Below are 25,253 nucleotides of genomic sequence, written 5' to 3'. Positions count from 1 at the left end.
GGGTGGCGCGGGCGGGACGCCCGTGCCATGCCTTGCTGGACCTACTGCGGACAAAGTCCGCTCCTGCAAAACCGTAGGAGTGGACTTTGTCCGCGATCGCCTCATCTGTCGTGCAATTTGCGGGCAGGGCCGGCGTCAGGCGGGTTCGCGAGCAAGCTCGTTCCTGCAGGTATGTGCCGCTGCGTTTTTCGTAGGAGCGAGCTTGCTCGCGAACCACCCCCGCACCACGATCAGACCTTGCGCCAGACACTCGCCAGCCACGGCTGTTGCTCCCGTGGCAGCCCGGCGGGGCGGTAATAGTGTTCCAGCTCGCGGAACCCCGCGTCCTCCAACAGTCGCATCCAGTTCTCCAGGTCGTGGTAGGACCCGTAGCGCCCGCCATTCCAGCCTTCCTGGTTTTCCCCGCGCGGGTTGGAGCTGAACAGCACGCCCCCCGGCTTCAGCGCCGCATGCAACTGGCCCAGCACGCGCGGCAGTTCGCTGCGCGGGACATGGAACAGGCTGGCGTTGGCATAAATGCCATCGAAACGCCCGGCGGGCAGGTCGAGGGCGAGGAAGTCCTGCTGCCAGACCTCGCAGCCGCTGGCCTCGCGAGCCATGTCGACGAAACTGGCACAGCCGTCCAGGCCCACCGGCGCGTGGCCCATGCCCTTGAACACACACAGGTCGCGACCCGGACCGCAGCCGAAGTCGAGCAGCGCGAAAGGCGCCTCGCCCTGGATATGCCGCAGCAACGCAGTGATGTTCTGGGTGACGTCGTGGTCCCAGGTGCCTTCGCGGAAGGACTGGGCGCTGTCCTGATAGTGCTGCAGGGTGACGCGGGAGATGTCGCGCAGGGTCGGATCGGAGGTGCTCATGACGCAGACCGGTGGCAAGTGGATGCCTTCATTCTACGTGGGCTCCCCCCATCCGCCGAGGCGAAAAAAGCGCGGCACAGCCCCTCAGGGCTGGCCACGCAATCACACTCAACAGAATGGTGGGTCCGCCGGCCGTCAGAATTGCTCGGCGCGCAGCTCGAACAGGCTGTCGCTGCCGGCGCGGATCGAACTCGCCAGGGACTCGGTGCGCGGCAGCAGGCGGGCGAAGTAGAAGCGCGCGGTGGCCAGTTTGCCGCCGTGGAAGTCATCGTCCCGACCCAGGCTGGCCTGCGCCATGCGTGCCCAGAGGTAGGCATAGGCGGTGTAGCCGAACAGGTGCAGGTACTCCACCGAGGCGGCGCCGATCTCCTGCGGCGCACTGGCGGCGCGTTCGCGCACGTGGCGGGTGACGGATTCGAGCAGGTCCAGCGCATCCAGCAGCGGCGCGGTGAAGGCGCTCATGGCCACCCCGTCGGCGGCATCGGCGAAGGCGCGGATTTCCCCGGCGAACAGGGCGAGCGCCTGGCCGCCGTCGGCGATCACCTTGCGGCCCAGCAGGTCCAGCGCCTGGATGCCATTGGTGCCTTCGTAGATCTGCGCGATGCGCACGTCGCGCACCAGCTGTTCCTGGCCCCATTCGCGGATGAAACCGTGGCCGCCGAACACCTGCTGGCCGTGGATGCAGCTTTCCAGCCCGGTGTCGGTGAAGAAGGCCTTGGCGACCGGCGTCAGCAGCGCCACCAGCGCCTGGGCGGCGTCGCGTTCGGCGGCGTCTTCGGCGTACTTGGCCACGTCCAGCTGCTGGCCGACGTAGGTGGAGAAGGCCCGGCCGCCTTCGGTCAGGGCCTTCATGGTCAGCAGCATGCGGCGCACGTCGGGGTGCACGATGATCGGGTCGGCGACCTTGTCCTTGGCCACCGGGCCTGTGGCGGCACGGCTCTGCAGGCGCTCGCGGGCGTAGCTGACGGCGCTCTGGTAGGACATCTCGGCGCAACCGATGCCCTGGATGCCGATGGACAGGCGCTCGTAGTTCATCATGGTGAACATCGCCGCCAGCCCCTTGTTCAGTTCGCCCACCAGCCAGCCGGTCGCGCCGTCGAAGTTCATGACGCAGGTGGCGGAGGCCTTGATGCCCATCTTGTGCTCGACCGAGCCGCAGGACACGGCGTTGCGTGCGCCGAGCGAGCCGTCGGCCTGTACCAGGAATTTCGGCACGAGGAACAGAGAGATGCCGCGCGAGCCGGCGGGGGCGTCGGGCAGCTTGGCCAGCACCAGGTGGACGATGTTGTCGGTGAGGTCCTGCTCGCCGCCGGTGATGAAGATCTTGGTGCCGGTGACGCGATAACTGCCATCGGCCTGCGGCTCGGCGCGGGTGCGGATCAGTCCCAGGTCGGTGCCGGCCTGCGGCTCGGTCAGGCACATGGAGCCGGCCCATTTGCCGGCATACATCTTCGGCAGGTAGGAGGTCTTGAGCGCTTCGTCGGCGTGGGCGTCCAGCGCCAGGCAGGCGCCGGCCGAGAGGGTGGAGTACAGGCTGAAGCTGGCGTTGGCGCCGTACATCATTTCCTCGAACTGCACCGAGAGCATCTTCGGCATGCCCATGCCGCCGTACGCGGGGTTGCCCGCCAGGCCGACCCAGCCGCCCTCGGCATAGGTCGCGTAGGCCTCGCGGAAGCCGACGGGCGTGTGCACGGCGCCGTTGGCGAACCGCACGCCTTCCTCATCGCCGCTGCGGTTGAGCGGGGCGAGCAGGCCGCCGGTGATCTTCGCCGCCTCTTCGAGGATGGCGTCGGCGGTGTCGGCGTCGATGCGCTCGGCCAGCGCCGGCAGGCGCGCCCAGAGGGCGGGGGCGTCGAACACTTCGTCGAGCAGGAAGCGCATGTCGCGCAGGGGAGCGTTGTAGTCGGGCATGGCGAACTCCGGCGCTCCCCGCTGCGGGGAGCGCACGATGGCTGGCGGAGGGTGGGGTCAGAGGGCGTTGGCCCAGTCGCGCAGGACGAACTTCTGGATCTTCCCGGTGGAAGTCTTGGGCAGGTCGGTGAATACCACGGTGCGCGGCACCTTGAAGCCGGCCAGGTGCTCGCGGCAGAAGTTCATGATGTCCTGTGGCTCGACCGCCGCGTGTTCGCCCTTGAGGGTGATGAAGGCGCAGGGCGTCTCGCCCCAACGCTCGTCGGCGCGAGCCACCACGGCGGCCTCCATCACGGCCGGGTGGCGATAGAGCACGCCCTCGACCTCGATGGTGGAGATGTTCTCGCCCCCGGAGATGATGATGTCTTTCAGGCGGTCGCGGATTTCCACGTAGCCGTCCGGGTGCCAGACCGCCAGGTCGCCGGTGTGGAACCAGCCGCCGGCGAAGGACTCCTCGGTGGCCGTGGGGTTCTTCAGGTAGCCCTTCATCACGGTGTTGCCGCGCATGAAGATCTCGCCGATGGTCAGACCGTCGCACGGCACCGGCTCCAGGGTCTTCGGGTCGGCGACCATCACGCCTTCCAGGGTCGGGTAGCGCACCCCCTGGCGCGACTTGATGCGGGCGCGCTCGTCCAGCGGCAACGCGTCCCATTCCTCGTGCCAGGCGCAGACCGTCACAGGGCCGTAGACCTCGGTCAGGCCGTAGACGTGGGTGACCTTGATGCCCATTTCCTCCACTGCGCCGATCACCTTGGCCGGCGGCGCCGCACCGGCGACCATCGCGTGCACCGGGTGGTCGATGGCAGCCTTGGCCGATTCGGGCATGTTGATCAGCGCGTTGAGCACGATGGGCGCGCCGCACATGTGGGTGACCTGGTGCTCGCGGATCAGGGTGAGGATCTTCTGCGGATCGACCCGGCGCAGGCACACGTGGGTGCCGGCCAGCGCGGTGACAGTCCAGGGGTAGCACCAGCCGTTGCAGTGGAACATCGGCAGGGTCCAGAGGTAGACCGGGTGCTGGCCCATCGACCAGGTCATCTGGTTGCCCAGCGAGTTCAGGTAGGCACCGCGGTGGTGGTAGACCACGCCCTTGGGATTGCCGGTGGTGCCGGAGGTGTAGTTGAGGGAGATGGCGTCCCACTCGTCCTGCGGCCACTGCCAGGCGAACTCCGGGTCGCCCTCGGCGAGCAGCGCCTCGTAGTCCAGCGGGCTGACCGCCTGGCCTTCGCCGTACTCGGGGTCGTCCACGTCCACCACCAGCGGCGGGTGGTCGAGCATGCCCAGGGCGGCGTGGATCACGTCGTGGAATTCGCGGTCGGTGATCAGCACCTTGGCTTCGCCGTGCTGCAGCATGAAGGCGATGGCCTCGGCGTCCAGGCGCACGTTGAGGGTATTGAGCACCGCGCCGATCATCGGCACGCCGAAGTGCGCCTCGACCATCTGCGGGGTGTTGGGCAGCATCACCGCCACCGTGTCGCCACGGCCGATGCCGCGGGCGGCGAGGGCGGAGGCCAGGCGGCGGCAGCGCTGGTAGGTTTCCTTCCAGGTGCGGCGCAGACTGCCGTGAATGATGGCGGTACGTTCGGGGTAAACGTGGGCGGTGCGTTCGATGAAGCTCAGCGGCGACAGCGCGATGTGGTTGACGGCCGCGCGCGGCAAGCCCTGTTCGAAGATCGACATGTGGACACCCTGTGGCTGATTGTTAGCTCATTGTTCTGTGGTGACCCGTGGAGCACTTGGCGGCAGGCGGGTCGTGACCGGTGCGGCAGGCTGTCGCCCAGTCATTGGGGCGTTTTATAGCAATGTCGTATCTGATATGGAAGTTAAACCTAAGGTGTATGGTATAAATACTATACTCATCAAAGGCCCCATCGAGTCTTTCCCATGCCCCACCTGAATACCCTGGTGCGCCTGGTGCGCGAGCAGGCCCCCGTCGCGGCGCAGGCTGAGGTGCTGCAGCGGCTGTGCCTCGAACGCGACGGCGTGGCGCGTGCGCTCTACGTCGAATGGCAGCCGCGCAGCCACAGCTTCGAAGCGGTTGCCGGCGCCTCGCGTCTGCCGCCGGGTAGCGGCGATCCGCTGCAGGCCAATGACCTGGCCCTGGCGGCGCACCTGGAAGGCCGGCAGCGCCTGCCGCTGGACGAACTGATGAGCGTGCCGTGCTGGCTCGCCGGCCGGTTGCGCCGCGCTGGCTGGGGACAGGGGCTGGCGCTGGTGCTGTCGCTGGATGCGCAGCGTCCTGGATTGCTGTTGGTGCAAAGTCCCGCCGACCAGGCCGGGAGTTGGCTGGACTGGATTGGCGAGCTGCTCGGGGAAGTGCTCGTCCTGGCCCGCCACGCGCATCGCACCGCGCCGCTGCTCAGCGCCGATCCGCAGCCGGCGCTGGTGCTGGACGAGTCGGCGACGCTGGTCGACTGCAACCGGGCCCTGCGCCAGTGGCTTACGGAGTTCGCCGGCGCCGAACCGCGCGACCTGCTGCCCAGCAACCATGCGCAACTGCTGCGCACTTGCCTGGAACAGGGGCGGGCGGTGCACGAGGTGGTCGGTGAGCGCGAAGACCGGCAGTTCCTCTGGACCTTCGTGCCGATGCTCGCGGAGCGGCAGGTGCTGGTCCACGGCCGCGAGGTCACCATGCAACAGCGCGAACAGCGCGAAGCGGCCACGGCCAGCCGGCTGTACCGGCAGATCATCGAGAACACCACCGACCTGATTTCCCGCCGCACCCTCGACGGCCAGTTGCTCGATGTTTCGCCGGCCTCCTGGACGCTGCTCGGCTACTGGCCCGAAGAGCTGCGCGGCAAGGCGCTGCTGCCGATGCTCCACGAGCAGGACCGCCAGCGCGTCGCCGAGCGCACCCGTGACGCGCTGGTGCAGGACGGCTACGTGACCCTGACTTACCGCCTGCGCCACCGTGACGGCCATTACCTGTGGTTCGAAACCGCCAGTCGCGCGATCCGCGAGACCTACACCGGCCAGGTGATGGAGGTGGTCAGCGTGTCCCGCGACATCACCGCGCGGGTACAGGCCGAGGAGGGCCTGCGGCGGCTGGCCGAAGTGGTCGAGGCCAATACCGACCTGGTGCTGTTCGTCGACCCGGCCGGTCGCGTTACCTATCTCAACCCATCGGCGCGCCGTGCCCTCGGGCTGGAGGATGAGGCGTTGCCGGCGTCCGTCGCCGACGTGCTCGACGACGGCCTTGCGGAAAAACTTGAAGGCGAAGGCTGGGACACCGCCCGGCACAGCGGCGTGTGGAGCGCCGAAGGCCGGCTGCGCGCCGGGGCCGGGCGGAGCGCTGCGCCGCTGTCGCTGGTCCTGCTGGCGCACCAGGCGGCTGGTGGCGAGCGCTACTACTCGCTGGTGGCCCGCGACATGACCGAGCGCGAACTGCGCGAAAACCAGCAGCGCCGGCATCAGGAAGAACTGGCCCACACCGCGCGCCTGGTGACCCTGGGCGAGCTGGCCTCGGGCATCGCCCACGAGATGAACCAGCCGCTGGCCGCCGTGATGAACTACGCCAGCGCCAGCCAACGCTACCTGAAGACTCTCGACAGCCAGCCGGAAGCCGCGCATCGCGTGGCCCAGGGGCTGGCGCAGATCGTCGAGCACACCGCCCACGCCTCCGAAGTGATCCGCCGTCTGCGCGCCTTCCTGCGCAAGGGCCAGCGGCGCATGCAGGCGCTGGACATCAACGAAGTGGCGCGCGCTTCGCTGGGCCTGTGCGCCTGGGAAGCCGCCGGCGCGGAGGTGGCGGTCAGCGAAGCGTTGACGGAGAATCTGCCCCCCATCTACGCCGACCGCGTGCTGCTGGAGCAGGTGTTCCTCAACCTGCTGCGCAACGCCATCGAGGCGAATCGCGAGCGCCATGCCGGCGAACCGTCGCACATCCGCCTCGGCAGCCATCGCGAAGAAGACGGGCGGCTCTGCGTCTGGGTGGAGGACGAAGGGCCGGGGGCCAGCGGCGAAGCACTGGAGCAGATGTTCACGCCGTTCTTCACCAGCAAGCCGGACGGGCTGGGGTTGGGGCTGTCGATGAGCCGTGGCATCGTCGAAGGTTTTGGCGGCACGCTGGATGCCCGTGCGGTGGCCACCGGCGGTCTGCGCCTGGCGTGCCGGCTACCGGCGGGAGGAAGAGGGCAATGACGGAGACAACGATGGAACGGGCAGTGGTGTACGTGGTGGACGATGACCGGGGCATGCTCGACTCGACGGTCTGGCTGCTGGAGTCGGTCGGCCTGAAGGCGCTGCCGTTCACCAGCGGCCGCGAGTTCCTCGACGCTTGCCCGGCCGACGCCCACGCCTGCGTACTGCTCGACGTGCGCATGCCCGGTCTGGGCGGCCTGGCGGTGCAGGAGGAGATGCGCCAGCGCGGTGTCGAGCTGCCGGTGATCTTCGTCAGCGGCCACGCCGACGTGCCCATCGTGATCCGCGCTTTCAAGGCCGGCGCGGTGGATTTCATCGAGAAGCCCTACAACGAGCAACTGTTGCTCGACAGCGTGCAGCAGGCGCTCAGCTCCCGCGAACGCCAGCATGCCTCGCGCTCCGGACTGGGGGAGCTGGAGGAGCGCCTCGCCGCCCTGACGCCCCGCGAGCGCGATGTATTCCTGCCGCTGGTGCGCGGCTACACCAGCCGCGAAGTGGCCGAGCAACTGGAGATCAGCGTGAAGACCGTGGACCTGTACCGCGCGCGGGTGATGAGGCGCATGCAGGCCGGGACCCTGTCCGACCTGGTAGGCATGGCCATTGCCGCCGGACTGGTCGACCCCCTGCAACTGCGCCCCATGTAGGGGGAGCAGGCTCGCTTGGGGCTGTCGGGGGTGGAGGGATCGTCCTACGGCTCCCCCAGGGCCGTTGTTTCCACGGACAGAAAACTGTCGCCCCGCAGGAGTGGACTTTGTCCGCGGTCCGCCGGCAAGGCCGGCGTCAGGCGGTCTGCGCGGGTGCCGGGCGGTTCGCGAGCAAGGGGGCGCTGGAAAGTGGGTCCTGGGACGGGGTGGTCTTCCACGTCGCGCTCTGAGCGTTATCCTCCGCACTGCCTGGCACAAGGAGAACGGCATGCGGTACGACGTCATCCAGCCCCATCGCGGTGAGTTTCCCGAGCCGATCGCTTTCACCCGGGGCACGATGCTGAGGGTGGGGGAGCGCTATGAGGGCGAGGCAGGCTGGCAGGACTGGTATTTCTGTTCGACGCCTGGGCAGGAGGATGGCTGGGTGCCGGCGCAGGTCTTCCGGCTGACGGCTCCGGGTGTCGCAATGGCCCTGGAGGACTACAGCGCCCGCGAACTCGATGTCGAGGTCGGCGAGCGGCTGGAGGGCGCCAGGGTGCTGGGGGGCTGGTGCTGGTGCAGTCGGACTGGCGGCGAGTCCGGCTGGGTGCCGCTGGCGTGCCTGCGCGCTTCGCCCGATCGAGCCTGATGGGCGCGCCGCTCCGGACCTGTTCGATTCAGGTCTTGTAGCGGCGCCCGGCATACTGCTTCAGCCAGGCCATGATTCCGCGTTGCGGCACCGCCACCGGTTGCTCCACCAGCAGCGCGGCGCTGGCCTTCTGGCGGAAGTCGAGCAGCCGGGTCATGGCTTCGGCGATCTCCTGGCGGGCTTCCAGGCAGGGGGCGAGCACGGCCTTGTCCAGGCGATAGACCGCGCCGTCGCTGAGGGCGGTGAACTGCGCGTGCCAGGCGGAGCCGGTCAGCACGCCGGCTTCGCCGATCACCTCGCCGGGGCCCATGCGGCCGGCTTCGAGGGTCTGTCCGTCGCGAGGCAGGGTGACGCTGATCACGCCGGTGTCGATGATCAGCAACTGCTCGCTGACATCGCCGACCGCCAGCAGTACGTCGCCGGCCTTGAAGGGCCGGCGCTGCATGGACGCCGCCAGTTCGTCGCGTTCGGCGTCGGCCAGGGCGTCGAACAGGCCGGAGCGCACCAGCAGCGCGCGGGCGCGGGAGGCGTGTTCGCGGGCAGGTACGTCGGCATCGCTGAGCGGTTCGATGCCGGCGGCCTGCAGGTGGCGGAAGGCCAGGTCGTAGAGCTGGTTGCGCGCCTCGCGCTTCTCGCTCATGGCGGCGACGAATCCGCTCATTTCGTACTCCACGCCCTCGGGGGCGGACTTGCGCACGCTCACCGTCGGCGCCGGGCTGGTCAGCAGCATGCGGCAGCCGCCCAGGGCGCGCTCCAGCGCGTCGATGGCCTTGCGCGGACGCACCCGCGGGCTGAGGGTGAGGCTCAGGCTCAAGCCATAGAGGTTCGCCGGCCGGCTGAGGTTGAGCAGCTTGGCCTTGGCCGCCAGGGAGTTGGGCACCACCGCCAGGCTGCCCTGGCCGGTTTGCAGGTAGGTGGAACGCCAGTCGATCTCCACCACCTTGCCTTCGATGCCATCGATGGAGATCCAGTCGTCCAGCTGGTACGGCTTGGTGGTGTTGAGCACGATGCCGGAGAACACGTCGCTCAAGGTGCTTTGCAGCGCCAGGCCAAGGACGATGGCGACCACCCCGGAGGTGGCCAGCAGGCCCTTCACCGGCAGCTCCAGCACGTAGCCGGCGGCGGCGATGCTGGCGATGAGGAAGATCAGCGCGCCGACCACGTCCTGTAGCAGCCGCCCGGCGTGGCCGACGCGCTGCACCAGGAGGAAGCCGAGCACCACGGTCAGGCAGCGCGCGGCGAACATCCACCAGAGGATCTGCACGCCGGTGGCGACCATGTGGCTGGGCAGGTCGTCGGCCCAGGGCGCGGCGCGCAGCGGGTTCATCCCGGCGTTGAACAGCAGCAGGCTGAACAGCAGGAAACAGAGCACGCGCAGCGCCAGGCGCCAGTGCGAATGAGCCGTGCCGGCCAGGCGCCAGAGCAGCAGGTCGAGCAGCAACAGCGTCGGGGCGGCGAACAGGGGGTGCTGGATGAGCAGGGCGGGCATCGCGCCTCTCCGTGGGACGATGCGCAAAAGATGGCACAGAAATGCGCTTCTGGCAGCCGGCTCAGCCTGCGTTGGGGTGACGCCGCAGCTCGGTCCAGTCCGGGACTTCGATTTCGCCGGCGATCCACGGCGAGCGACTGTGATTGTCGAACAGCACCAGCGTTTCGCCGTACTCGGGCGTTTCGCCTTCGGGCTTGTCGAGGTTTTCCATCAGGCGGTCGAAGCACTCGCTGTGGGTCACCAGCACCAGGTTGCGGTGGGTGGTCTTGTGCCGGCGGATATGGCCCAGCAGGTCGTTGTCCTTGCAGGTGAAGAGCCAGTCCTGGCGCGTCACGCTGTAGTCGAACATCAGGTCCGCCGTCTGCGCGGTGCGGGTCAGCGGGCTGCTGTAGATGTCCGTGGCGGCGAGGCCGTAGCGGCTGATGGCCTGGCCCAGGCCCTTGGCCAACTGGGCGGCACGGACGGTGATGCCGTCGGCCGCACCCAGGCAGGGTGCGCTGGAACGGTCGCAGCGCTCCAGGTGGCGGATCAGCAGGATCACCCGGCCCTGCATCCAGCGGTGCTGGAAGGCGCTACGGTCGGGGTTGTCCAGTGATTCGGGGAGGATCGAGCGCCAGGACGATGCCGATCAGCAGGAGGAGGGCCAGGTACGGGCTTCTGGCGATGGATCGTACGGCGTGTGTGGGGTTCACAGCGATCCCTGGTCAGAGTGTGAATGGACTCATGTTGACCGGGATGAGTGACAAACGTGCTACGAGTCGGTGCTGCCTTGGCTTCCTAAGGCTTGGACTCCTCCACGCTGACCGTGGCCGTGGTGCCGGCGCGCAGGCGGTCGCGCCCGGCGTAGGCGGGGTCGATGGCGATGCGCACGGGGATGCGCTGGGCCAGCTTGACCCAGGTGTAGGTCGGGTTGATGTTGGCCAGCAGGCGACTGCCGGGCAGGTTTTCGCGGTCGGTGATGGCGAAGGCGATGCTTTCCACGGTGCCGTCGAAGCGTTCTCCGCTCATCAGTTCGACATGGACCCGGTCGCCTTCGTGGATGCGCGGCAGCTTGGTTTCCTCGAAGTAGCCGCTGACGTGGAAGGAGTCGCTGTCGACCACCGCGACCAGCGCGTTGCCGGCGGTGGCGTAGTCGCCGGCGCGGGTCAGCAGGTTGGTCACGTAGCCGTTCACCGGCGCCAGTACGCGGGTGCGCTCAAGGTCCAGGCGCGCCTGGCGCAGCGCCGCTTCGGCCAGGCTGACGTTGGCCTGCGCCAGGTCCAGGTTGGCCTGTTCGCGGAGCAACTGGGCCTCGGCCACGGCCACGTCGGTGCTGGCTTTTTCCCATTCCTCGTTGGAGATCGCCGAGCGCGCCTTCAGCTCCCGCCGGCGGATTTCCTCGCTCCGCCGCTGGTGCAGCAGCGCCTGGTTGGCGACGATGGCCGCCCGCGACTGGCCCAGCGCCGCCCGCGCCACTTCCACCGCGCGCTCGGCGTGCTGCACCGCCAGCTCGTAGCGGGCGGGGTCGATCTGCAGCAGCAGGTCGCCCTTGTTCACGTGCTGGTTGTCCTGCACGCGCAGGTCGACGATGCGCCCGGTGACGTCCGCCGACAGCGACACCACCTCGGCCCGCACGCGGGCGTCGCGGGTCCAGGGCGCGCGGGTGTAATAGACCCAGGCGTAGCTGCCCAGCACCAGGGCGAGCGCCACGACGGCGAGAGTGGTCAGTGGCGCAAGCGCCTTGCGAATGTCAAACATGTCAGTGCAGTGTCCCCATGAGCAGGATCAGGCTAGCGCAGATGCAGGCGTAGAGCGCGCCTTCGAAGAGTGCTTCGTGCCAGACCCGGTGCAGCACGCCCAGGCGGCGCAGCGTCCAGTCCAGCAGCAGGAAGATCGGCAGGGCCAGCAACAGGGCCTGGGCCAGCGGCGGCAGGTAGACGCCGCCGACTTCGATATCAACGGGCATGCAGCGGCTGTTCCCCGTGGTCGTCGTGGAAGGGGGCCGCTTCGCTGTAGAGGTCGCGGAAGCGTTCCAGCAGGGCGGCGGCGACCAGCAGCGCCACGCCGCTGACGAACACCGGACGCAGGGGCTCGCCGCCGGCGCTCGCGCCGTGTCCGTGCAACTCGTCCAGCTCGGCGCCCAGCTCGCGCATGGCCGGCAGCACCCGTTGCAACGGCGCCGCGGGCGGCTGATCGAGGCAGGCGGCGAGTTCGTCGAGCACCAGCGACAGGCGCTCGCGCAGCGGCTCCGGCAGGCCGCTGGGGTTGAGGCTTTCGCGGCGCAGCTGATGCAGCACCACGCCCAGGGTCATGCTCGCCAGGCTGCACTGGAAGCGCTCGCCGGATTGGCTGTCGCGGGTCGCCGGCAACAGCCCGAGCATGATCGCCAGGCGGTCGACCATGCGGCTCTCGAAGAGGAAACGGCGCGCTTCGCTGGGCGTGGACAGCAGCACCGCGCGCACCTCGGCGCGGGTGCGGCGGGACTGGCGGCGCAGGCGCGCGTCGGCGTCGAAGGGGAACACCCAGGCATACACCAGCAGCGCCAGCACGCCGGCGCTGACGTAGCCGCCGGCGAACTCGAACCACTGCACCGCCGTGTTGATCCAGGCGCCCTGGTTCTGCGGTCCCACCAGCAGGAAGGTGGAGAGCCCCAGGCCAATGCCGATCCCGGCGGTCTGCGGGCTGGCCAGGCCGACGGCGATCACGTAGAGCAGCGGGGTGAGGAATAGCGCGAGCATTTCGAAGTCGCCGACGCTGGGTAGCAGCAGGAACTGCAACAGCGCTGCCGCCACCAGCGCCAGCCCCAGCCCGCGCAGGTAGGCCTGGCTTGCGAGCAGCGGGCGGGGGAAGGTGGCGAGCAGGGAGCAGAGGATGCCGATCAGGATCATCCCGGCGCGGGCGCCGTCCCAGGCGGTTTCCACCCAGATCCAGCCGGCGCAGCAGAGGGCGATGAAGGCCCGCGTGGCGTTCATCGCGGCGAGGTGAAAGTCCAGGTGCAGCGCATGGGCCTGGCTCTGCGGATAGGAACTGCTGCCGGGGCGGCCTTCCTGGATCGCTTCGCTCAGCTCGATCATCTCGTCCAGCTGTTGCATCAGCCGCGCCTGTTCGAAGCGCAGGGCCCAGGCCAGGGAGCGCAGCGACGTGGGCAGGCCGTCGGCCAGTTCCTCGGCCTGCTGCGCGGCGGCGTCGAAGCGCTGGCGCAACTGGGTGATGCGCTTGCGCGTGCCGCTTGGCAGGGCGCGGCCGTACTCGGCCAGTTCGGCCAGGCAGGCCAGCTCGTCCTCGCGCAGGCGACGCACGGACTCGGGCAGCGGACCGTCCAGGCGAGCCTCGATCAGCTTGCGCTGGCGCCGCAGGATGGCCAGGCGGGAGGTCATCAGCACCAACTGGTTGGCCAACTGCTGCACCAGCTCGTCGGCGCCACGCAGGCGCGGGGCGTCGAAGTAGAGGTGGCGGCGCAGCATCTCCAGGGAGGCGATCTCGCCCAGCAGTTGCTTCTGCCGCTGCTGGAAATCCTCTTCCAGCTCCTCGCCGCGGATCACCGCCGCCGCGTGCACGGCGATCAGGCGGATCAACTGGTCGACCTTGGCGAAGTAACCCCGCGCCACGCTCTGCGGCCGGGCGAAGAACAGACTGACCAGGGTCACGCAGGCCACGCCCAGCAGCGTCTCGGTGACGCGGGTGATGGCCAGGGTATAGGTGGATTCCGGGTCGGGCTGGGCGAGCAGCGCAACGATCACCGCGGTGAAGCCGCTGAGGACGAAGGCGTGCGAATGGGTGAAGCGCATCAGGGTGCCGCCGGCGGTGCAGATCGCCAGCCACAGCGCCAGGGTGACGATGAAGGGCATCGGCGCCTGGGGGAACAGCGCCATGATCGCCACCGCCACCATCGCGCCGACGGTGGTGCCGATCACCTGGGCGAAGCTCTTCTGCAGGGTCATGCCGGCCAGCGGGGTGCTGATGATCACCACCGTCATGGTCGCCCACTTGGGTTGGTCGAGGTCCAGCAGGAACGCCAGGTACAGCGTCAGCAGCCCGGCCAGCACGGTGCGCAGGGCGAATAGCAGGGTGTCGCGGCCCGGATGGATGACGGCGCGCAGGTACAGCAGCAGTGGCGACATGCCAAGCCCCTCGATCTCGGCGGGCCGACACGGCGTTGCAGCGGCGTGTCGGCGAGTCCTATCCAGTGTGGTCGAGGAATGACGAAGTTGCGGAATTTCTTCGCGCGTCAGCCGGCGCTGTCCAGCGATTGCGCCAGGCGTTGCTGGATGAAGTCGAGGAAGCACTGGATGCGCAGGGCCAGCTGCGAGTTGCGGTAGTACACCGCGTGGATCGGCTGGCGGCGCTCGCTGGTCAGTTCCGGCAGTACCCGTACCAGGCGCCCGGCCTGGATGTCGGTGCAGGTCATGAAGCTCGCCAGGCAGGCGATGCCCTGGCCGCTCAGGGCCAGCTGGCGCAGGGTCTCGCCGCTGGAAGCGGAGAGCCGCGGAGTGATCGCCAGGGTGTCGCCGCCGGCATGGCGCAGCGGCCAGATGTTCAGCGCCTCGGGCTGGGTGAAACCGAGCAGCGTGCGGCCCAGCAACTCGTCCAGATCGCCTGGCATGCCGTGGCGTTCCAGGTATTGGGGCGCCGCCAGCAGGTTCAGCCGGCTGCTGCCCAGGGGCCGGGCGTGCAGGCTGGAGTCGGCGAGCTGGCCGATGCGGATGGCGACGTCGGTGCTCTGTTCCAGCAGGTCGATGTTCAGGTCGTTGGTGTTGAGCTGCAGTTCGATGTCCGGGTAGCGCTCGCGGAAGGCACCGATGTGTGGCACCACCGCGTGCAGCATGAACGGCGAGGCGGCGTTGATCCGCAGGCGCCCGGCGGGGGATTGCTGGCGCAGGGCGAGGCGTTCTTCGAGGGCGTCCATCTGCTCGAGGATGTGCCGCGCGTGTTCGAGGAAGAACTCGCCTTCCTCGGTCAGCTTCATCCGCCGCGTGGTGCGGTTGAGCAGGGTGGTGCCGAGCTTTTCCTCCAGCTTCGACAGCGCGCGGCTGACCGCCGAGGGGGTCAGGCCCAACTGCTCGGCGGCGGCGGTGATGGAGCCGCAGTCGATCACCGTGGCGAAGGTCTTGAGTTCGTCGGAATGGGCTTTCATCGGCGGGCCTGTTCGGGAGCGGCGGGGTAATTGTAGAGGGTTGGCTGGGCGGAGCGGCTGCTGCTCTGTAGGAGCGAGCTTGCTCGCGAACGGCACGGCACTGGAGCTGCTGGTTGAATCGGTTCGCGAGCAAGCTCGCTCCTACAAAGAGCAAGGAGCCGTTGCGCATCGATGTATTCGCGCTCGGGGCGGCAGCGCTCAGAACGTCCCCGGATACGCCCCGCCATCGAGCAACAGGTTCTGCCCGGTCAGATACCCCGCATGCGCACTGCACAGGGTCGATCATCTTCCAGTCCACCGGGTTGAGGGCGATGGCGGTGTTGGCCACCAGCACCTCGTCCGGGACGGGCAGCGGCAGGCGGGCGAGGTTCAGGCCATCGAGACCGGCGCCGGGCGTTCAGGTCCAGACGGCGTAATCGTTAGCACTCATGAAGACTCCTTGGCAAAGGGCAAGGCCGCCCAGGTCGGACGGCCGGTTGGGTCAGTCCCAGGCGGGCGCCAGGCTTTCCGGGCTGGTGATGCGTTGGTTGCGATCCAGCGTGGCGATGGCGGCCATGTCGGCGTCGCTCAGGCGCAGGTCGACCGCGCGCAGGTTGCCTTCCAGGTTCTCGCGCTTGGTGGAGGACGGGATCACCGAGTAGCCCAGTTGCATCGCCCAGGCCAGCGTGACCTGTGCCGGGGTGGCGTTGTGGCGCTTGGCGATTTCAGCGATCAGCGGGTCGTGCAGCACCTTGCCATAGCCCAGGGTCATGTAGGAGGTGAGGTGAATGCCCTGGCTCCTGGCGAAGTCGGCCACCTTGCGGTTCTGCAGGTAGGGGTGCAGCTCCACCTGGTTGGTGGCGATCTGCCCGGCGCCGACGGCGGCGATGGCTTCGCGCATCAGCGCGACGGTGAAGTTGGACACGCCGATCTCGCCGGTCAGGCCCTGGGCCTTGGCCTCGGCCAGGGCGCCCATGAACTCGGCGACCGGCACCGCGCCCTTGGGCGAGGGCCAGTGGATCAGGGTCAGCTCGACGCGGTCGGTGCGCAGCTTGTGCAGGCTGTCCTTGAGGCTGGGGATCAGCTTGTCGGCGGCATAGTTCTCGGTCCAGATCTTGGTGGTCAGGTACAGCACGTCACGCGGTACGCCGGCAGCGGCGATGGCTTCGCCGACATCCGCCTCGTTGCCGTAGATCTGCGCGGTGTCGATGGCGCGGTAGCCCAGGTCGATGGCGCTGCGGATCGAGTCGATGACGGTCTGGCCCTTGAGGCGGAAGGTGCCGAGGCCGAAGGCGGGTACGCTCATGGGAATCTCCTTGGTCGATCAGTGAGTGGGAAGCGCGCCGGCGGCGGTCGGTTCCGTGGCCGTGCGACGGTCCAGGCGGCCGCTCAGGGCGGTCAGGCCGAAGGCGGCGAGCGTCACCACGGCGGCGATCCAGGGCGTATGGCCCAGGCCCAGGTGGCTCACCACCAGGCCGCCGGCCCAGGAGCCGCCGGCCACGCCGAGGTTGAAGGCGGCGATGTTGAAGCCCGAGGCCACGTCCACCGCATCCGGCGCCACGCGCTCGGCCTGTTGCACGACATACACCTGCAGGCCGGGCACGTTGCCGAAGGCCACGGCGCCCCAGGCCAGCACGGTGAGCACCACCAGCCACGGGTTGCCGACGGTGACGGTCAGCACCAGCAGCACCGCCGCCAGCAGGCCGAAGATGATCTTCAGCGCGCTTACCGGACCGCGTTTATCAGCCAGGCGACCGCCCCAGATATTGCCGATGGCCACCGAGATACCGTAGGCCAGGAGGACCACGCCGACCATGTTCGGGCTGAAACCGGCCAGGTCCTGGAGGATCGGCGCGAGGAAGGTGAAAGCGATCAGCGAGCCGCCGTAGCCCACCGCCGTCATCGCGTAGACCAGCAGCAGGCGCGGTTGCAGCAGCACGCGGGCCTGGCGCAGCAGCGGCGCTGGCGGGGTGTGCTGGATGCTCTTGGGCACGAGCAGCAGGCTGCCGAGCAGGGCGACCACGCCAAAGGCGGCCACCACCAGGAAGGTCACGCGCCAGCCCAGGTGCTGGCCGATGAAGGTGCCCAGCGGGATGCCGGTGACGAAGGCCACGGTCATGCCGCTGAACATGGTGGCGATGGCGCTGGCGGCCTTGTCCTTGCTCACCAGGCTGGTGGCGATGATCGAACCGACCGAGAAGAACACGCCGTGGGCCAGGCCGGTGAGGATGCGCGCGATGATCAGCGATTCGTAGCCGGGAGCCTGCCAGGCCACCAGGTTGCCGACGGTGAACAGCGCCATCAGGCCGACCAGCAGCGCCTTGCGCGGAATCCGCCCGGTCATGGCGGTGAGCAACGGCGCGCCGATGGCCACGCTGAGGGCGTAGAGGCTGACCAGCAGGCCGGCGGAGGGCAGGGTGACGCCCAGGTCGGTGGCGATGGTCGGAATCAGGCCGACGATGACGAACTCCGTCGTGCCGATGGCGAAGGCGCTCAGGGTCAGCGCCAGGAGTGCGAGGGGCATGGGGTGGGACTCCGGGTCATGGAATGCGATGGGCGGCATTGTCCCGACGCGGGTCCTTGAGAAAAACGCGGCAAACGACAAAGGATAGTTGATCTGGAGTCACGAATCGATCGTTCCTCCAGGCATTGCGTCGGTACTGGCCCTGTGTCCTGTACCGGTGTCATGGTCGCGAATCGCCCGGCATCGCGCGCCGGGGGCGCAATCGAACTTAACGCAGGTAACTGATCGGCGAGCCGTCCACCGGATTGGCCAGCACGCCCATAGGAATGCCGTAGATACCTTCCAGCGTCTCGCCGTGCATCAGTTGCGCCGGGCTGCCCTGGGCCAGCAGGCGGCCGCCGTGCAGCGCGATCAGGTGGTCGCAGTAGCGCGCCGCCATGTTGATGTCGTGCAGCACCACCAGCACGCCCAGGTCCAGCTCGCGGCTGAGTTCGTGGACGCGGGAGAGCACTTCCACCTGGTGGGCGATGTCCAGTGCGGACGTCGGCTCGTCCAGCAGCAGGAAGCGGCTGTTCTGCGCCAGCAGCATGGCCAGCCAGACGCGTTGGCGCTCGCCGCCGGAGAGCAGGTCCACCGGGCGGTCGGCGAAGACCTGGGTGTCGGTCAGCTCCAGGGCGCGGTCGATCTGCTTGCGGTCCTCGCCGGTGATGCGGCCCAGCGCGCCGTGCCACGGATAGCGGCCGAAGGCGACCAGCTCGCGCACGGTCAGGCCGTCGGTTTGCGGCAACTGCTGCGGCAGGTAGGCCACCTGGCGCGCGAAGTCGCGGTTGCCCCAGTCCTGCAGCGGCTTGCCGTCCAGGCGGATGCTGCCGCCGCTGGCCTGCTGCTGGCGGGCCAGCAGCTTGAGCAGGGTCGATTTGCCCGAGCCGTTGTGGCCGATCAGGCCGATCATGCTGCCGTGGGCGAGTTGCAGGCTCAGCGGTTGCAGGAGCGTGCGGCCGGGGACGCTGAAACTGACATTTTCCAGTTCGAACATGGGGTCATCCGTAGACCGGCGGGGCCGGGAAAAGCGGGGAGACCGACTCTAATGCAATCGCTAATGCTTATCAATTTTGGAGTTCATCGCGGAACGCTCGCAACGATTGCCTGTCCCTGTCGAAAAGCACTTATGATTCAACGCTGTAACTGATCTGGTAGGGCCAATGGAGTCTGCTGTCGAACGCTATAAACGGCTGGTCGCCGAAGCTCTTGCGCGGTATTTCCCCCGCACCACCGAATACCTGCGCGCCGAACGCGAAGCGGCGCAGCCGCAGCCCCGTGGGCGCGGCAAGGCCAAAGGCAAGGGCAAGGCCCCGGCCAAGCGCGGCCCACGCACGAAGAAGAAAGATGCCGAGGGGCCTGCGCCCGCGCGCCCGCGCACTGCCGCTGCCGGCATCTATGGCACGGCCGGGGCGCCCGACGAGCAGCAGGCCACCGCCATGCGCGAACGCGTCGCCCAGGCGGCGGCCGCCGGGGTGATCAGCCTGCCGTCGGACGAGCAGTGGGCGATGATCCTCGCGCCCGATCCGTTGCTCCGCATCTTCGCCGGCGCCGGCTCCGGCAAGTCCACGACCCTGGTCCTGCGCGTGGTCTACCTGCTGTGCCACCTGGGTATCGAGGCCGAGCGAGTGACGGTGATTTCCTTCACCAACGCCTCCTGCGCGCAACTGCGCGAACAGTTGCTGAAGGTGCTCGGCTACTGGGGGCATTCGTTCGACGCGGCTCAGGCACGCCAGTGCGTGCGTACCTTCCACTCGGCGATGGGCACCCTGGCCAAGGTGGCGCTGAAGAACCCCCGCTGGTTCGAGCAACTGGACGAGCGCGACCCCGCCAGCGAACTGGACAACCCCTTGCTCGCCGGCCGCCTGCGTCCGGCGCAACAGCGCCTGCTCAAGCAGGTCTATCAGCAGTGCTATGCCGAACAGGCTGAGTTCCGCATGCTGGTACATCAACTGCTCGACCTGCCGCCGCCGCCCGAAGCCGGCGAAGACGGCAAGCCGCCGCGCATTGGCAAGGCGCCGCTGGATGCCTTCAAGCTGGCCGGCGAGTTCACCGCGCCGCCCCTGTTCGAAGCCTTCTACGCCCAGGCCGGGTTCATCGAGAGCATCGGGCTGCGCATCGACCAGTTGCAGCCGAAGAAACTGGACTGTCCGCCTCGCGAGCGACGTTTCATCGAGGCGCTGCAGCGGTTCTGGACCGCCTTCGACGCCGCGTTGCAGGCGCAGGGATTGCTGACCTTCAACCTGGCCTTCCAGCGCCTGACCGATCAGCTCGGCGATGGCAAGCTGCCGGCCGAGGCCCTGGCGCCGTTCCAGCACCTGCTGATCGACGAGTTCCAGGACGTCTCGCCGCAGATCGTGCAATGGCTGCAGGCGCTGCACCGCGACCTCGCCAAGCGCGGCGAAGCGGTCAGCCTGATGGCCATCGGTGACGATTGGCAATCCATCTACGCCTGGCGCGGCAGCTCGCCGGAGCTGTTCATGGACTTCGACCGGCACTTCCCCAGCAAGGGCCGGCGCAAGAGTCGCGTGCTGCTGCTGGAAACCAACTACCGCAGCATCGACCCGGTGATCCGCGACGGCGAGCGGGTGCTGGTGGGCGTGGCCAGCAAACAGGCCAAGACCTGCCGCGCCTTCAAGTCGGCAGAGGCGGGCGATCACGGGGTGAAGCTGGTACAGCGCTTCGACGCGCGCAACAACCTGCCGGTTCTGCTGGAAGAGATCCGCAAGCAGTGCGAGCACGTTGCCGCGCGTGGATCGCGGGAGAAGACCGCCGTGCTGCTGCTCGGTCGGCGCAACGAAACCCTGCAGACGATCCTCGGCGAGCTGGACCGCACGTTGCCGGTGAAGGGCATGACCATTCACCGCGCCAAGGGGTTGCAGGCGGAAGTGGCGATCATCGTCGACGACTGCGCGCCGCCGGAGAAACACCCGCTGCGCAGTGCGCTATACGCGGCTTGCGGGTTCTTCGCCAGCAGCTACGACCAGGCCCAGCAGGACGAACAGTTGCGCCTGGCCTACGTGGCGATCACCCGGGGCGTGAGCCGGGTACTCTGGTTCACCCGCAAGGCCCAGGGGCCGACTGCGATCCTGGCGCTGCGGCGCAGCGTGGAAGCCGCGCCGGCTTGAGCGTCGGCGTGAGGATCAGTCGTCGCGGGTGAGGACTTCCAGCAGCTCGATCTCGAACAGCAGGTTGGAATTGGGCTGGATGTGCGCGCCGATCTGGTGCTCGCCGTAGGCCAGGTGCGCCGGTACGAACAGCTTGCGCTTGCCTCCCACCTTCATGCCCATCAGGCCCTGGTCCCACCCCTTGATCACGCGACCGGTGCCGATCACGCACTGGAAGGGACGGCCCTTGCCGTAGGACGAGTCGAAGACGGTGCCGTCTTCCAGGGTGCCGGTGTACTGGGTGGTGATCAGGGCGCCTCTGACCACGGCCTTGCCGTCGCCGACGACGATATCTTCGATCTGCAGTTCGTTGCTCATGGCGTTCTCCCGTGACGCGCTGGCGGCACGACGGCCGCAAGGGCGTGGGTTTTCGCAGGAAAGCCCGGTGTTTGCAAGTCGCCCGCGTCGATCAGCCGTTGGCCATTTCCCCGAGGATCCATTCGCGGAAGGCCTTGACTCGCGGATCGTCGCCGTTGGCCAGTGGGTAGACCAGGCTGTAGGCATAGTCCTCGGCCACCGGTACGCCCAGTTCGAAGGGCTGTACCAGCAGGCCCTGTTCCAGTTCGCGGGCGACCATTGCGCGATCGGCCAGGCCGACCGCGCCACCTTCCAGCACCGCCTGCACCACATGGCTGGTGTCGTCGAAGGCGACGCAGTTGCCGGGGTCGAAGTCCTCAACGCCCGCCGCCGCCATCCAGCGTGCCCAGTCCGGCCACACCGCGCCTTCGGTTTCGCAATCGACGAAGCACAGGGTATGGGCCAGCAGGTCGCGAGGTTCGCGCAGGGGAGGGCCTTGTTCCAGCAGGCTCGGACAGCAGACCGGCACGATCAGGGTGTCGAACAGCCGCTCCGCCTGCAGTCCCGGATAGCGCCCGCTGCCGAAGCGGATGGCCAGGTCGAGGTCATCGACGGCGAAATCCCGCAGCTCGTCGCTGACGTCGAAGCTGAGCTTCAACTCAGGATGCAGTGTGCGAAACGTCGGCAGGCGCGGCAGCAGCCAGTGGGTGGCGAAGCGGGCGGTCAGCGATACGCGCAGTTGCTCGGCGCTGCGCGACAAACGCCGGGCGCGCGCGGTCGCACGGCGCAGCAGGTCGAGGGATTCCGCCGCCGCTTCCAGCAGTAGCGCGCCCGCCGGGGTCAGCTGGATGCTGCGGCTGGTGCGCGAGAACAGGCTGAGGTCGAGCTGGTCTTCCAGCTCCTTGATCTGATGACTGACCGCCGCCGGGGTCAGCCCGAGCTCTTCCGCGGCACGGGTGAAGTTGAGGTGGCGGCCGGCGGCCTCGAAGGTGCGCAGGGAACGGATTCCGGGAAAGGAGCGGCTCATTGATCTTCAAATTATCCTTGATGATCCTTCGAGAAATACTCGTTTCTCCTGGCATCGTCAAAGCCCGATAGTTGGCTCACCTTGAAGATCACAGCGCAGAGGAAGCCAACGCCATGTCAGCCGCCACTCATCCCTACATCACGCAACGCAACGCCCAGCCCGCCAGTGCTGCCGACCTCGCGCCTCTGGCCTTCGCCGGCTATGCCCACTTCACCGCCATGCAGGTACGCGACGGCGGTATTCGTGGCCTGGACCTGCATCTGGAACGCCTGCGCAATGCCTCGCAGCGGCTGTTCGGCCAGAGCCATGCAGACGAGGAAATCCGCGCTGCCTTGCGCGCCGCGCTGGAGCAGGCGCCGGCGGATACGTCGCTGATGGCGACGGTGTACTCGCCCGCCGGGGAGTTCACCGTCGCCGGCCCCGAGCACCGGCCCGAGCTGCTGGTGCGCACCGCGCCGCCATCGGACGGGCCACAGGGGCCGCTGTCGCTGGCCATCGCCGGGCACGAGCGGGTGCTGCCGGAGATCAAGCACGTGGGCGAGATCGCCAAGACCTGGTATCTGCGCGAAGCGGTGGCCGCTGGTTTCGATGATGCGATCTTCGCCGACCAGCGTGGCCGCCTCAGCGAAGCGACCATCTGGAACCTGGCGTTCTGGGATGGCGAATCGGTGATCTGGCCGCGGGCGAAGATGCTCGCCGGGACCACCCAGGGTATCCTGCAGCGTCAGTTGGCCGCGCTCGGCGTGCGCCAGTCGGTGCTGAGTATCGACCGCCAGGACCTGCCGCGCCTGGCCGGCGCCGTGGTGATGAACTCCTGGACGCCGGCGGTGCCGGTGAACCGCATCGCAGAGGTGGAAATCCCGCCGGCGCCGGCGTTCGTCGAGTTGCTGCGCAGCGCCTTTGAGGCGGAGCCGCGTGTACGGCCCTGAGGAAAGTCCGCCTCTCACTGAAGCTGTCGCGGGTCTGTTCGCGAGCAAGCCCGCTCCTACAAAAAGAACGTCGGGGAGTTGTGGTGACGGGGCATCCCGCGGTCACCCCAGGGCCGTTGTTTCTACGGATGAAAACCGTGCCGCCGCGTAGGAGCAACTGTCTACTTCTGGACGATCTGTGCCAGCGCTTCCCCCTCACCCCAACCCTCTCCCTCAGGGAGAGGGGGCAGACCGTGCCGGCTGAGACCGGGATTTCCTCCTGCACCGAACGGTCCCCTTTCCCCCGGGGAGACGACTGCATGGATGTAGGAGGTAGAGCGACGCAGGATGCCAAAGCCGAGGGCTGGGGTGGGGCCGCCCCGAGCGCAGATGTATCTCGTAGGACTTTGTCCGCGATGCTGTTCATGGGGGAATGAGGCACAGCGCTCTCGCGCTACGGCGAGCAATGTCGCTCGCGAGAACAGAACGAAGGCCCCGGAAGCGGGGCCTTCGTGTTCAACTCAGTGGCTTGCCGGCGTGAACGCAGGCTGGGCAGCCAGCGTCGTGGGTTGCGAGTGGGTGTGCGGGGGCCGCCACTGACTACCCTGTGGACGCTTGCGTGGTTGATGGCGGAGCCGCCGGGATGACGCGGGGTGTCCGGGTCTGGCTGTCCGCATGGCCGGTGTCGCTGCCCTCGGTGCGGAGCGAGGCGCTCCAGGTGTCGAGATAGGCATCGTCATTTCGCTGGGCGATGCCCGAGTCGTCGCCGTCAACTGCGAAGGTCATGCCGGCTGGGAGAGGTCCGGTCTTGGTGGAGGCGTCGTTGACGGTGAGGGTGCAAGTGCTGGACGGCGTTGCGCTGCCAGCGGCGTGGGCGTGCTGAGCGTTGGGGACGGCAGCCGCCTTGTCGTTCTTGGGTGGGGGGTGATTGTCGCTGGTCGCCGGAGCCCGGAGGTTGCCCGCATGGCCTGGCAGCGGATTGCCCACGTTCGCCGTGTCGGCGGTGGCACAGAAACCCTCTGCCAATAACGAGCGGGATGCAACGACCTTGGCAATGCTCCCCGGCATGACGGTGGCTCCTTTTGTGGTGCGCTGATCCGTGATCGGCGATACAGAATCGAGGCAGTTGCCGTGCCGGAATTAAGTTGCCTTTTAGAATCAATGGCTTGGAAAATATCGACGTCATCGTTGTGGTGAAGGTGTTTCGTGCCCGTTACACCGGTCCGGGACGGGAAATTCCCGGCGAGGCCTCTGGAACCGGGGCTGGATCAGGGAGGGGGCAGTCCCTGTATCACGCTTGAGACACTGCGCTGGACAGGGGCGGGCATTTCCCGGTACGTCGGGCGTTGCGGCGGGGTGACCTGTTTCACCGGCGTGACAGTCGGCTGCGGGCATCGGCGTTGTAGCGCGGGCGGGTCATCGGATCTCCAGGAACCGACCATTTTTCGCGGGTCGGCGAACGCAACCCCCCTCGGGTTGTCTGCTTCACGCGAGCCAGAGTCCCGGCATCCCGAGGTGGGCAAGTGGATTTCCAGGAGTCCGGGGCTCGTGGGGCCGGTCGGCACCGGGGTAATCGGTACCGCTGGCGGTGAGAGAATTTTTCGTTAAATCCGGCGGAAGCCACGGCCAATGCATTAGCATGCCAACGCCTTGTCGGGGTTCCGGACCCTGTGTCCCGGCCTCGTCGGTCGGCCCAGCCGGAGTACATCATTAGAAAGGGCGTGCCATCGAGCCGCGCGGGGGAAGCAGTATGGATTTGTGGAGTGCCTTCCAGGCATTCGTTCTCGGGGTGGTCGAAGGGCTGACGGAGTTCCTGCCGATCTCCAGTACCGGCCACCAGATCATCGTGGCGGATATCATCGGCTTTGGCGGGGAACGCGCCCAGGCTTTCAACATCATCATTCAGTTGGCGGCCATCCTGGCGGTGGTCTGGGAGTTTCGCCGCAAGATTCTCGACGTGGTCGTCGGCCTGCCTACCCAGGCGCGGGCCCAACGCTTCACCGCCAACCTGCTGGTCGCCTTCGCGCCGGCCGTGGTGCTGGGCGTGGCCTTCGCCGACCTGATCCACCATTACCTGTTCAACCCCATCACCGTTGCCGTGGCGCTGGTCATCGGTGGCGTGGTGATGCTCTGGGCCGAGACCCGCGAGCACCGCATCCGCGCCGAAACGGTGGACGACATGACCTGGAAGGACGCCCTCAAGGTCGGCTGCGCCCAGTGCCTGGCGCTGGTACCCGGCACCTCGCGGTCGGGCGCCACCATCATCGGCGGCCTGCTGTTCGGCCTGTCGCGCAAGGCGGCCACCGAGTTTTCCTTCTTCCTGGCGATGCCGACAATGGTCGGCGCGGCGGTCTACTCGGGGTACAAGTACCGCGATCTGTTCCAGCCCGATGACCTGCCGGTATTCGCCGTGGGCTTCGTGACCTCCTTCATCTTCGCCATGATCGCCGTGCGCGGGCTGCTGAAATTCATTGCCAATCACAGCTACGCGGCGTTTGCCTGGTACCGTATCGCCTTCGGCCTGCTGATTCTGGCGACCTGGCAGTTCGACCTGATCGACTGGAGCAGCGTCAAACCCTGAGACTAAAAG

At 67.8% G+C, this 25,253-nt stretch carries 21 protein-coding genes; 6 read left to right on the top strand and 15 right to left on the bottom strand.

Annotated elements, in window-relative coordinates; all coding sequences use genetic code 11:
• Positions 1-230: 230 nt before the first annotated feature.
• The 3 genes from ACYCAX_RS00690 to ACYCAX_RS00680 all read right to left on the bottom strand — a co-directional run bounded on the left by ACYCAX_RS00690 (position 231) and on the right by ACYCAX_RS00680 (position 4,448).
• A complete protein-coding gene (locus ACYCAX_RS00690) occupies positions 231-857 on the bottom strand; it encodes a class I SAM-dependent methyltransferase (RefSeq protein WP_294973055.1) in 627 nt (208 codons plus the stop codon).
• Between the two features lie 135 nt (positions 858-992).
• Positions 993-2,768 carry an acyl-CoA dehydrogenase C-terminal domain-containing protein gene (locus ACYCAX_RS00685; protein WP_294973053.1) on the bottom strand — a complete coding sequence of 592 codons (1,776 nt, stop codon included), beginning with the start codon at positions 2,766-2,768 and terminating at the stop codon, positions 993-995.
• Positions 2,769-2,825: 57 nt separating this feature from the next.
• Positions 2,826-4,448 (bottom strand): acyl-CoA synthetase, encoded by a 1,623-nt coding sequence (locus tag ACYCAX_RS00680; RefSeq protein ID WP_015477407.1) that lies wholly within the window; start codon positions 4,446-4,448, stop codon positions 2,826-2,828.
• 204 nt (positions 4,449-4,652) lie between these two features.
• Here ACYCAX_RS00680 and ACYCAX_RS00675 point away from each other — a divergent pair, with 204 nt between their 5' ends.
• The 3 genes from ACYCAX_RS00675 to ACYCAX_RS00665 all read left to right on the top strand — a co-directional run bounded on the left by ACYCAX_RS00675 (position 4,653) and on the right by ACYCAX_RS00665 (position 8,180).
• Positions 4,653-6,908 (top strand): PAS domain S-box protein, encoded by a 2,256-nt coding sequence (locus ACYCAX_RS00675; protein WP_294973050.1) that lies wholly within the window; start codon positions 4,653-4,655, stop codon positions 6,906-6,908.
• Positions 6,909-6,919: 11 nt separating this feature from the next.
• Positions 6,920-7,552 (top strand): response regulator transcription factor, encoded by a 633-nt coding sequence (locus ACYCAX_RS00670; RefSeq protein WP_015477405.1) that lies wholly within the window; start codon positions 6,920-6,922, stop codon positions 7,550-7,552.
• A 268-nt stretch (positions 7,553-7,820) separates the two neighbouring features.
• Positions 7,821-8,180, top strand: a complete 360-nt coding sequence (locus tag ACYCAX_RS00665; RefSeq protein WP_294973048.1) for an SH3 domain-containing protein — start codon at positions 7,821-7,823, stop codon at positions 8,178-8,180.
• Between the two features lie 28 nt (positions 8,181-8,208).
• Here the strand turns inward: ACYCAX_RS00665 and ACYCAX_RS00660 are convergent, their stop codons facing one another.
• The 9 genes from ACYCAX_RS00660 to ACYCAX_RS00620 all read right to left on the bottom strand — a co-directional run bounded on the left by ACYCAX_RS00660 (position 8,209) and on the right by ACYCAX_RS00620 (position 18,261).
• A complete protein-coding gene (locus tag ACYCAX_RS00660; protein ID WP_294973046.1) occupies positions 8,209-9,669 on the bottom strand; it encodes a mechanosensitive ion channel family protein in 1,461 nt (486 codons plus the stop codon).
• A 61-nt stretch (positions 9,670-9,730) separates the two neighbouring features.
• Positions 9,731-10,261, bottom strand: a complete 531-nt coding sequence (pmrG, locus tag ACYCAX_RS00655) for a lipopolysaccharide core heptose(II)-phosphate phosphatase PmrG (RefSeq protein ID WP_460247313.1) — start codon at positions 10,259-10,261, stop codon at positions 9,731-9,733.
• Between the two features lie 185 nt (positions 10,262-10,446).
• Complete coding sequence (locus ACYCAX_RS00650) at positions 10,447-11,406, bottom strand: HlyD family efflux transporter periplasmic adaptor subunit (protein WP_015477402.1); 960 nt, start codon at positions 11,404-11,406, stop codon at positions 10,447-10,449.
• 1 nt (position 11,407) lies between these two features.
• Entirely contained in the window at positions 11,408-11,614 is a 207-nt protein-coding gene (locus tag ACYCAX_RS00645) for a DUF1656 domain-containing protein (RefSeq protein WP_015477401.1), read from the bottom strand.
• Entirely contained in the window at positions 11,604-13,769 is a 2,166-nt protein-coding gene (locus ACYCAX_RS00640; RefSeq protein ID WP_460247246.1) for an FUSC family protein, read from the bottom strand. The genes ACYCAX_RS00645 and ACYCAX_RS00640 overlap by 11 nt, the downstream gene beginning before the upstream one ends.
• A 107-nt stretch (positions 13,770-13,876) precedes the next feature.
• The gene (locus tag ACYCAX_RS00635) at positions 13,877-14,782 is read right to left on the bottom strand and encodes a LysR substrate-binding domain-containing protein (RefSeq protein ID WP_460247245.1); all 906 of its coding nucleotides are present in this window, start codon (positions 14,780-14,782) and stop codon (positions 13,877-13,879) included.
• A gap of 481 nt (positions 14,783-15,263) precedes the next feature.
• Positions 15,264-16,067, bottom strand: coding sequence for a 2,5-didehydrogluconate reductase DkgB (gene dkgB / locus ACYCAX_RS00630; protein ID WP_294973037.1), 804 nt, complete (start codon positions 16,065-16,067; stop codon positions 15,264-15,266).
• An 18-nt stretch (positions 16,068-16,085) separates the two neighbouring features.
• Positions 16,086-17,285 (bottom strand): MFS transporter, encoded by a 1,200-nt coding sequence (locus ACYCAX_RS00625; RefSeq protein WP_460247244.1) that lies wholly within the window; start codon positions 17,283-17,285, stop codon positions 16,086-16,088.
• A gap of 208 nt (positions 17,286-17,493) precedes the next feature.
• Positions 17,494-18,261: an ATP-binding cassette domain-containing protein gene (locus tag ACYCAX_RS00620; RefSeq protein WP_015477396.1), complete on the bottom strand. Its 768-nt coding sequence runs from the start codon at positions 18,259-18,261 to the stop codon at positions 17,494-17,496.
• A 166-nt stretch (positions 18,262-18,427) separates the two neighbouring features.
• Here ACYCAX_RS00620 and ACYCAX_RS00615 point away from each other — a divergent pair, with 166 nt between their 5' ends.
• Positions 18,428-20,392 carry a UvrD-helicase domain-containing protein gene (locus ACYCAX_RS00615; RefSeq protein WP_460247243.1) on the top strand — a complete coding sequence of 655 codons (1,965 nt, stop codon included), beginning with the start codon at positions 18,428-18,430 and terminating at the stop codon, positions 20,390-20,392.
• A gap of 15 nt (positions 20,393-20,407) precedes the next feature.
• Here ACYCAX_RS00615 and ACYCAX_RS00610 read toward each other — a convergent pair whose 3' ends face one another.
• A complete protein-coding gene (locus ACYCAX_RS00610) occupies positions 20,408-20,749 on the bottom strand; it encodes an FKBP-type peptidyl-prolyl cis-trans isomerase (RefSeq protein WP_460247242.1) in 342 nt (113 codons plus the stop codon).
• A gap of 91 nt (positions 20,750-20,840) precedes the next feature.
• On the bottom strand, positions 20,841-21,755 hold the full coding sequence (gene gcvA, locus ACYCAX_RS00605; protein ID WP_460247241.1) for a transcriptional regulator GcvA: 915 nt from the start codon (positions 21,753-21,755) through the stop codon (positions 20,841-20,843).
• A gap of 113 nt (positions 21,756-21,868) precedes the next feature.
• On the opposite strand from gcvA, the gene ACYCAX_RS00600 reads away from it, so the two are divergent.
• Positions 21,869-22,684 carry an aminotransferase class IV family protein gene (locus ACYCAX_RS00600; protein WP_294973026.1) on the top strand — a complete coding sequence of 272 codons (816 nt, stop codon included), beginning with the start codon at positions 21,869-21,871 and terminating at the stop codon, positions 22,682-22,684.
• 579 nt (positions 22,685-23,263) lie between these two features.
• Here the strand turns inward: ACYCAX_RS00600 and ACYCAX_RS00595 are convergent.
• Entirely contained in the window at positions 23,264-23,731 is a 468-nt protein-coding gene (locus ACYCAX_RS00595; protein WP_460247240.1) for a hypothetical protein, read from the bottom strand.
• 682 nt (positions 23,732-24,413) lie between these two features.
• On the opposite strand from ACYCAX_RS00595, the gene ACYCAX_RS00590 reads away from it, so the two are divergent.
• On the top strand, positions 24,414-25,244 hold the full coding sequence (locus ACYCAX_RS00590) for an undecaprenyl-diphosphate phosphatase (RefSeq protein ID WP_015477390.1): 831 nt from the start codon (positions 24,414-24,416) through the stop codon (positions 25,242-25,244).
• Positions 25,245-25,253: the final 9 nt, after the last annotated feature.

The organism is Pseudomonas sp. MT3 (genome assembly GCF_054720805.1).
This window is presented reverse-complemented; position numbering and strand designations above follow the sequence as displayed.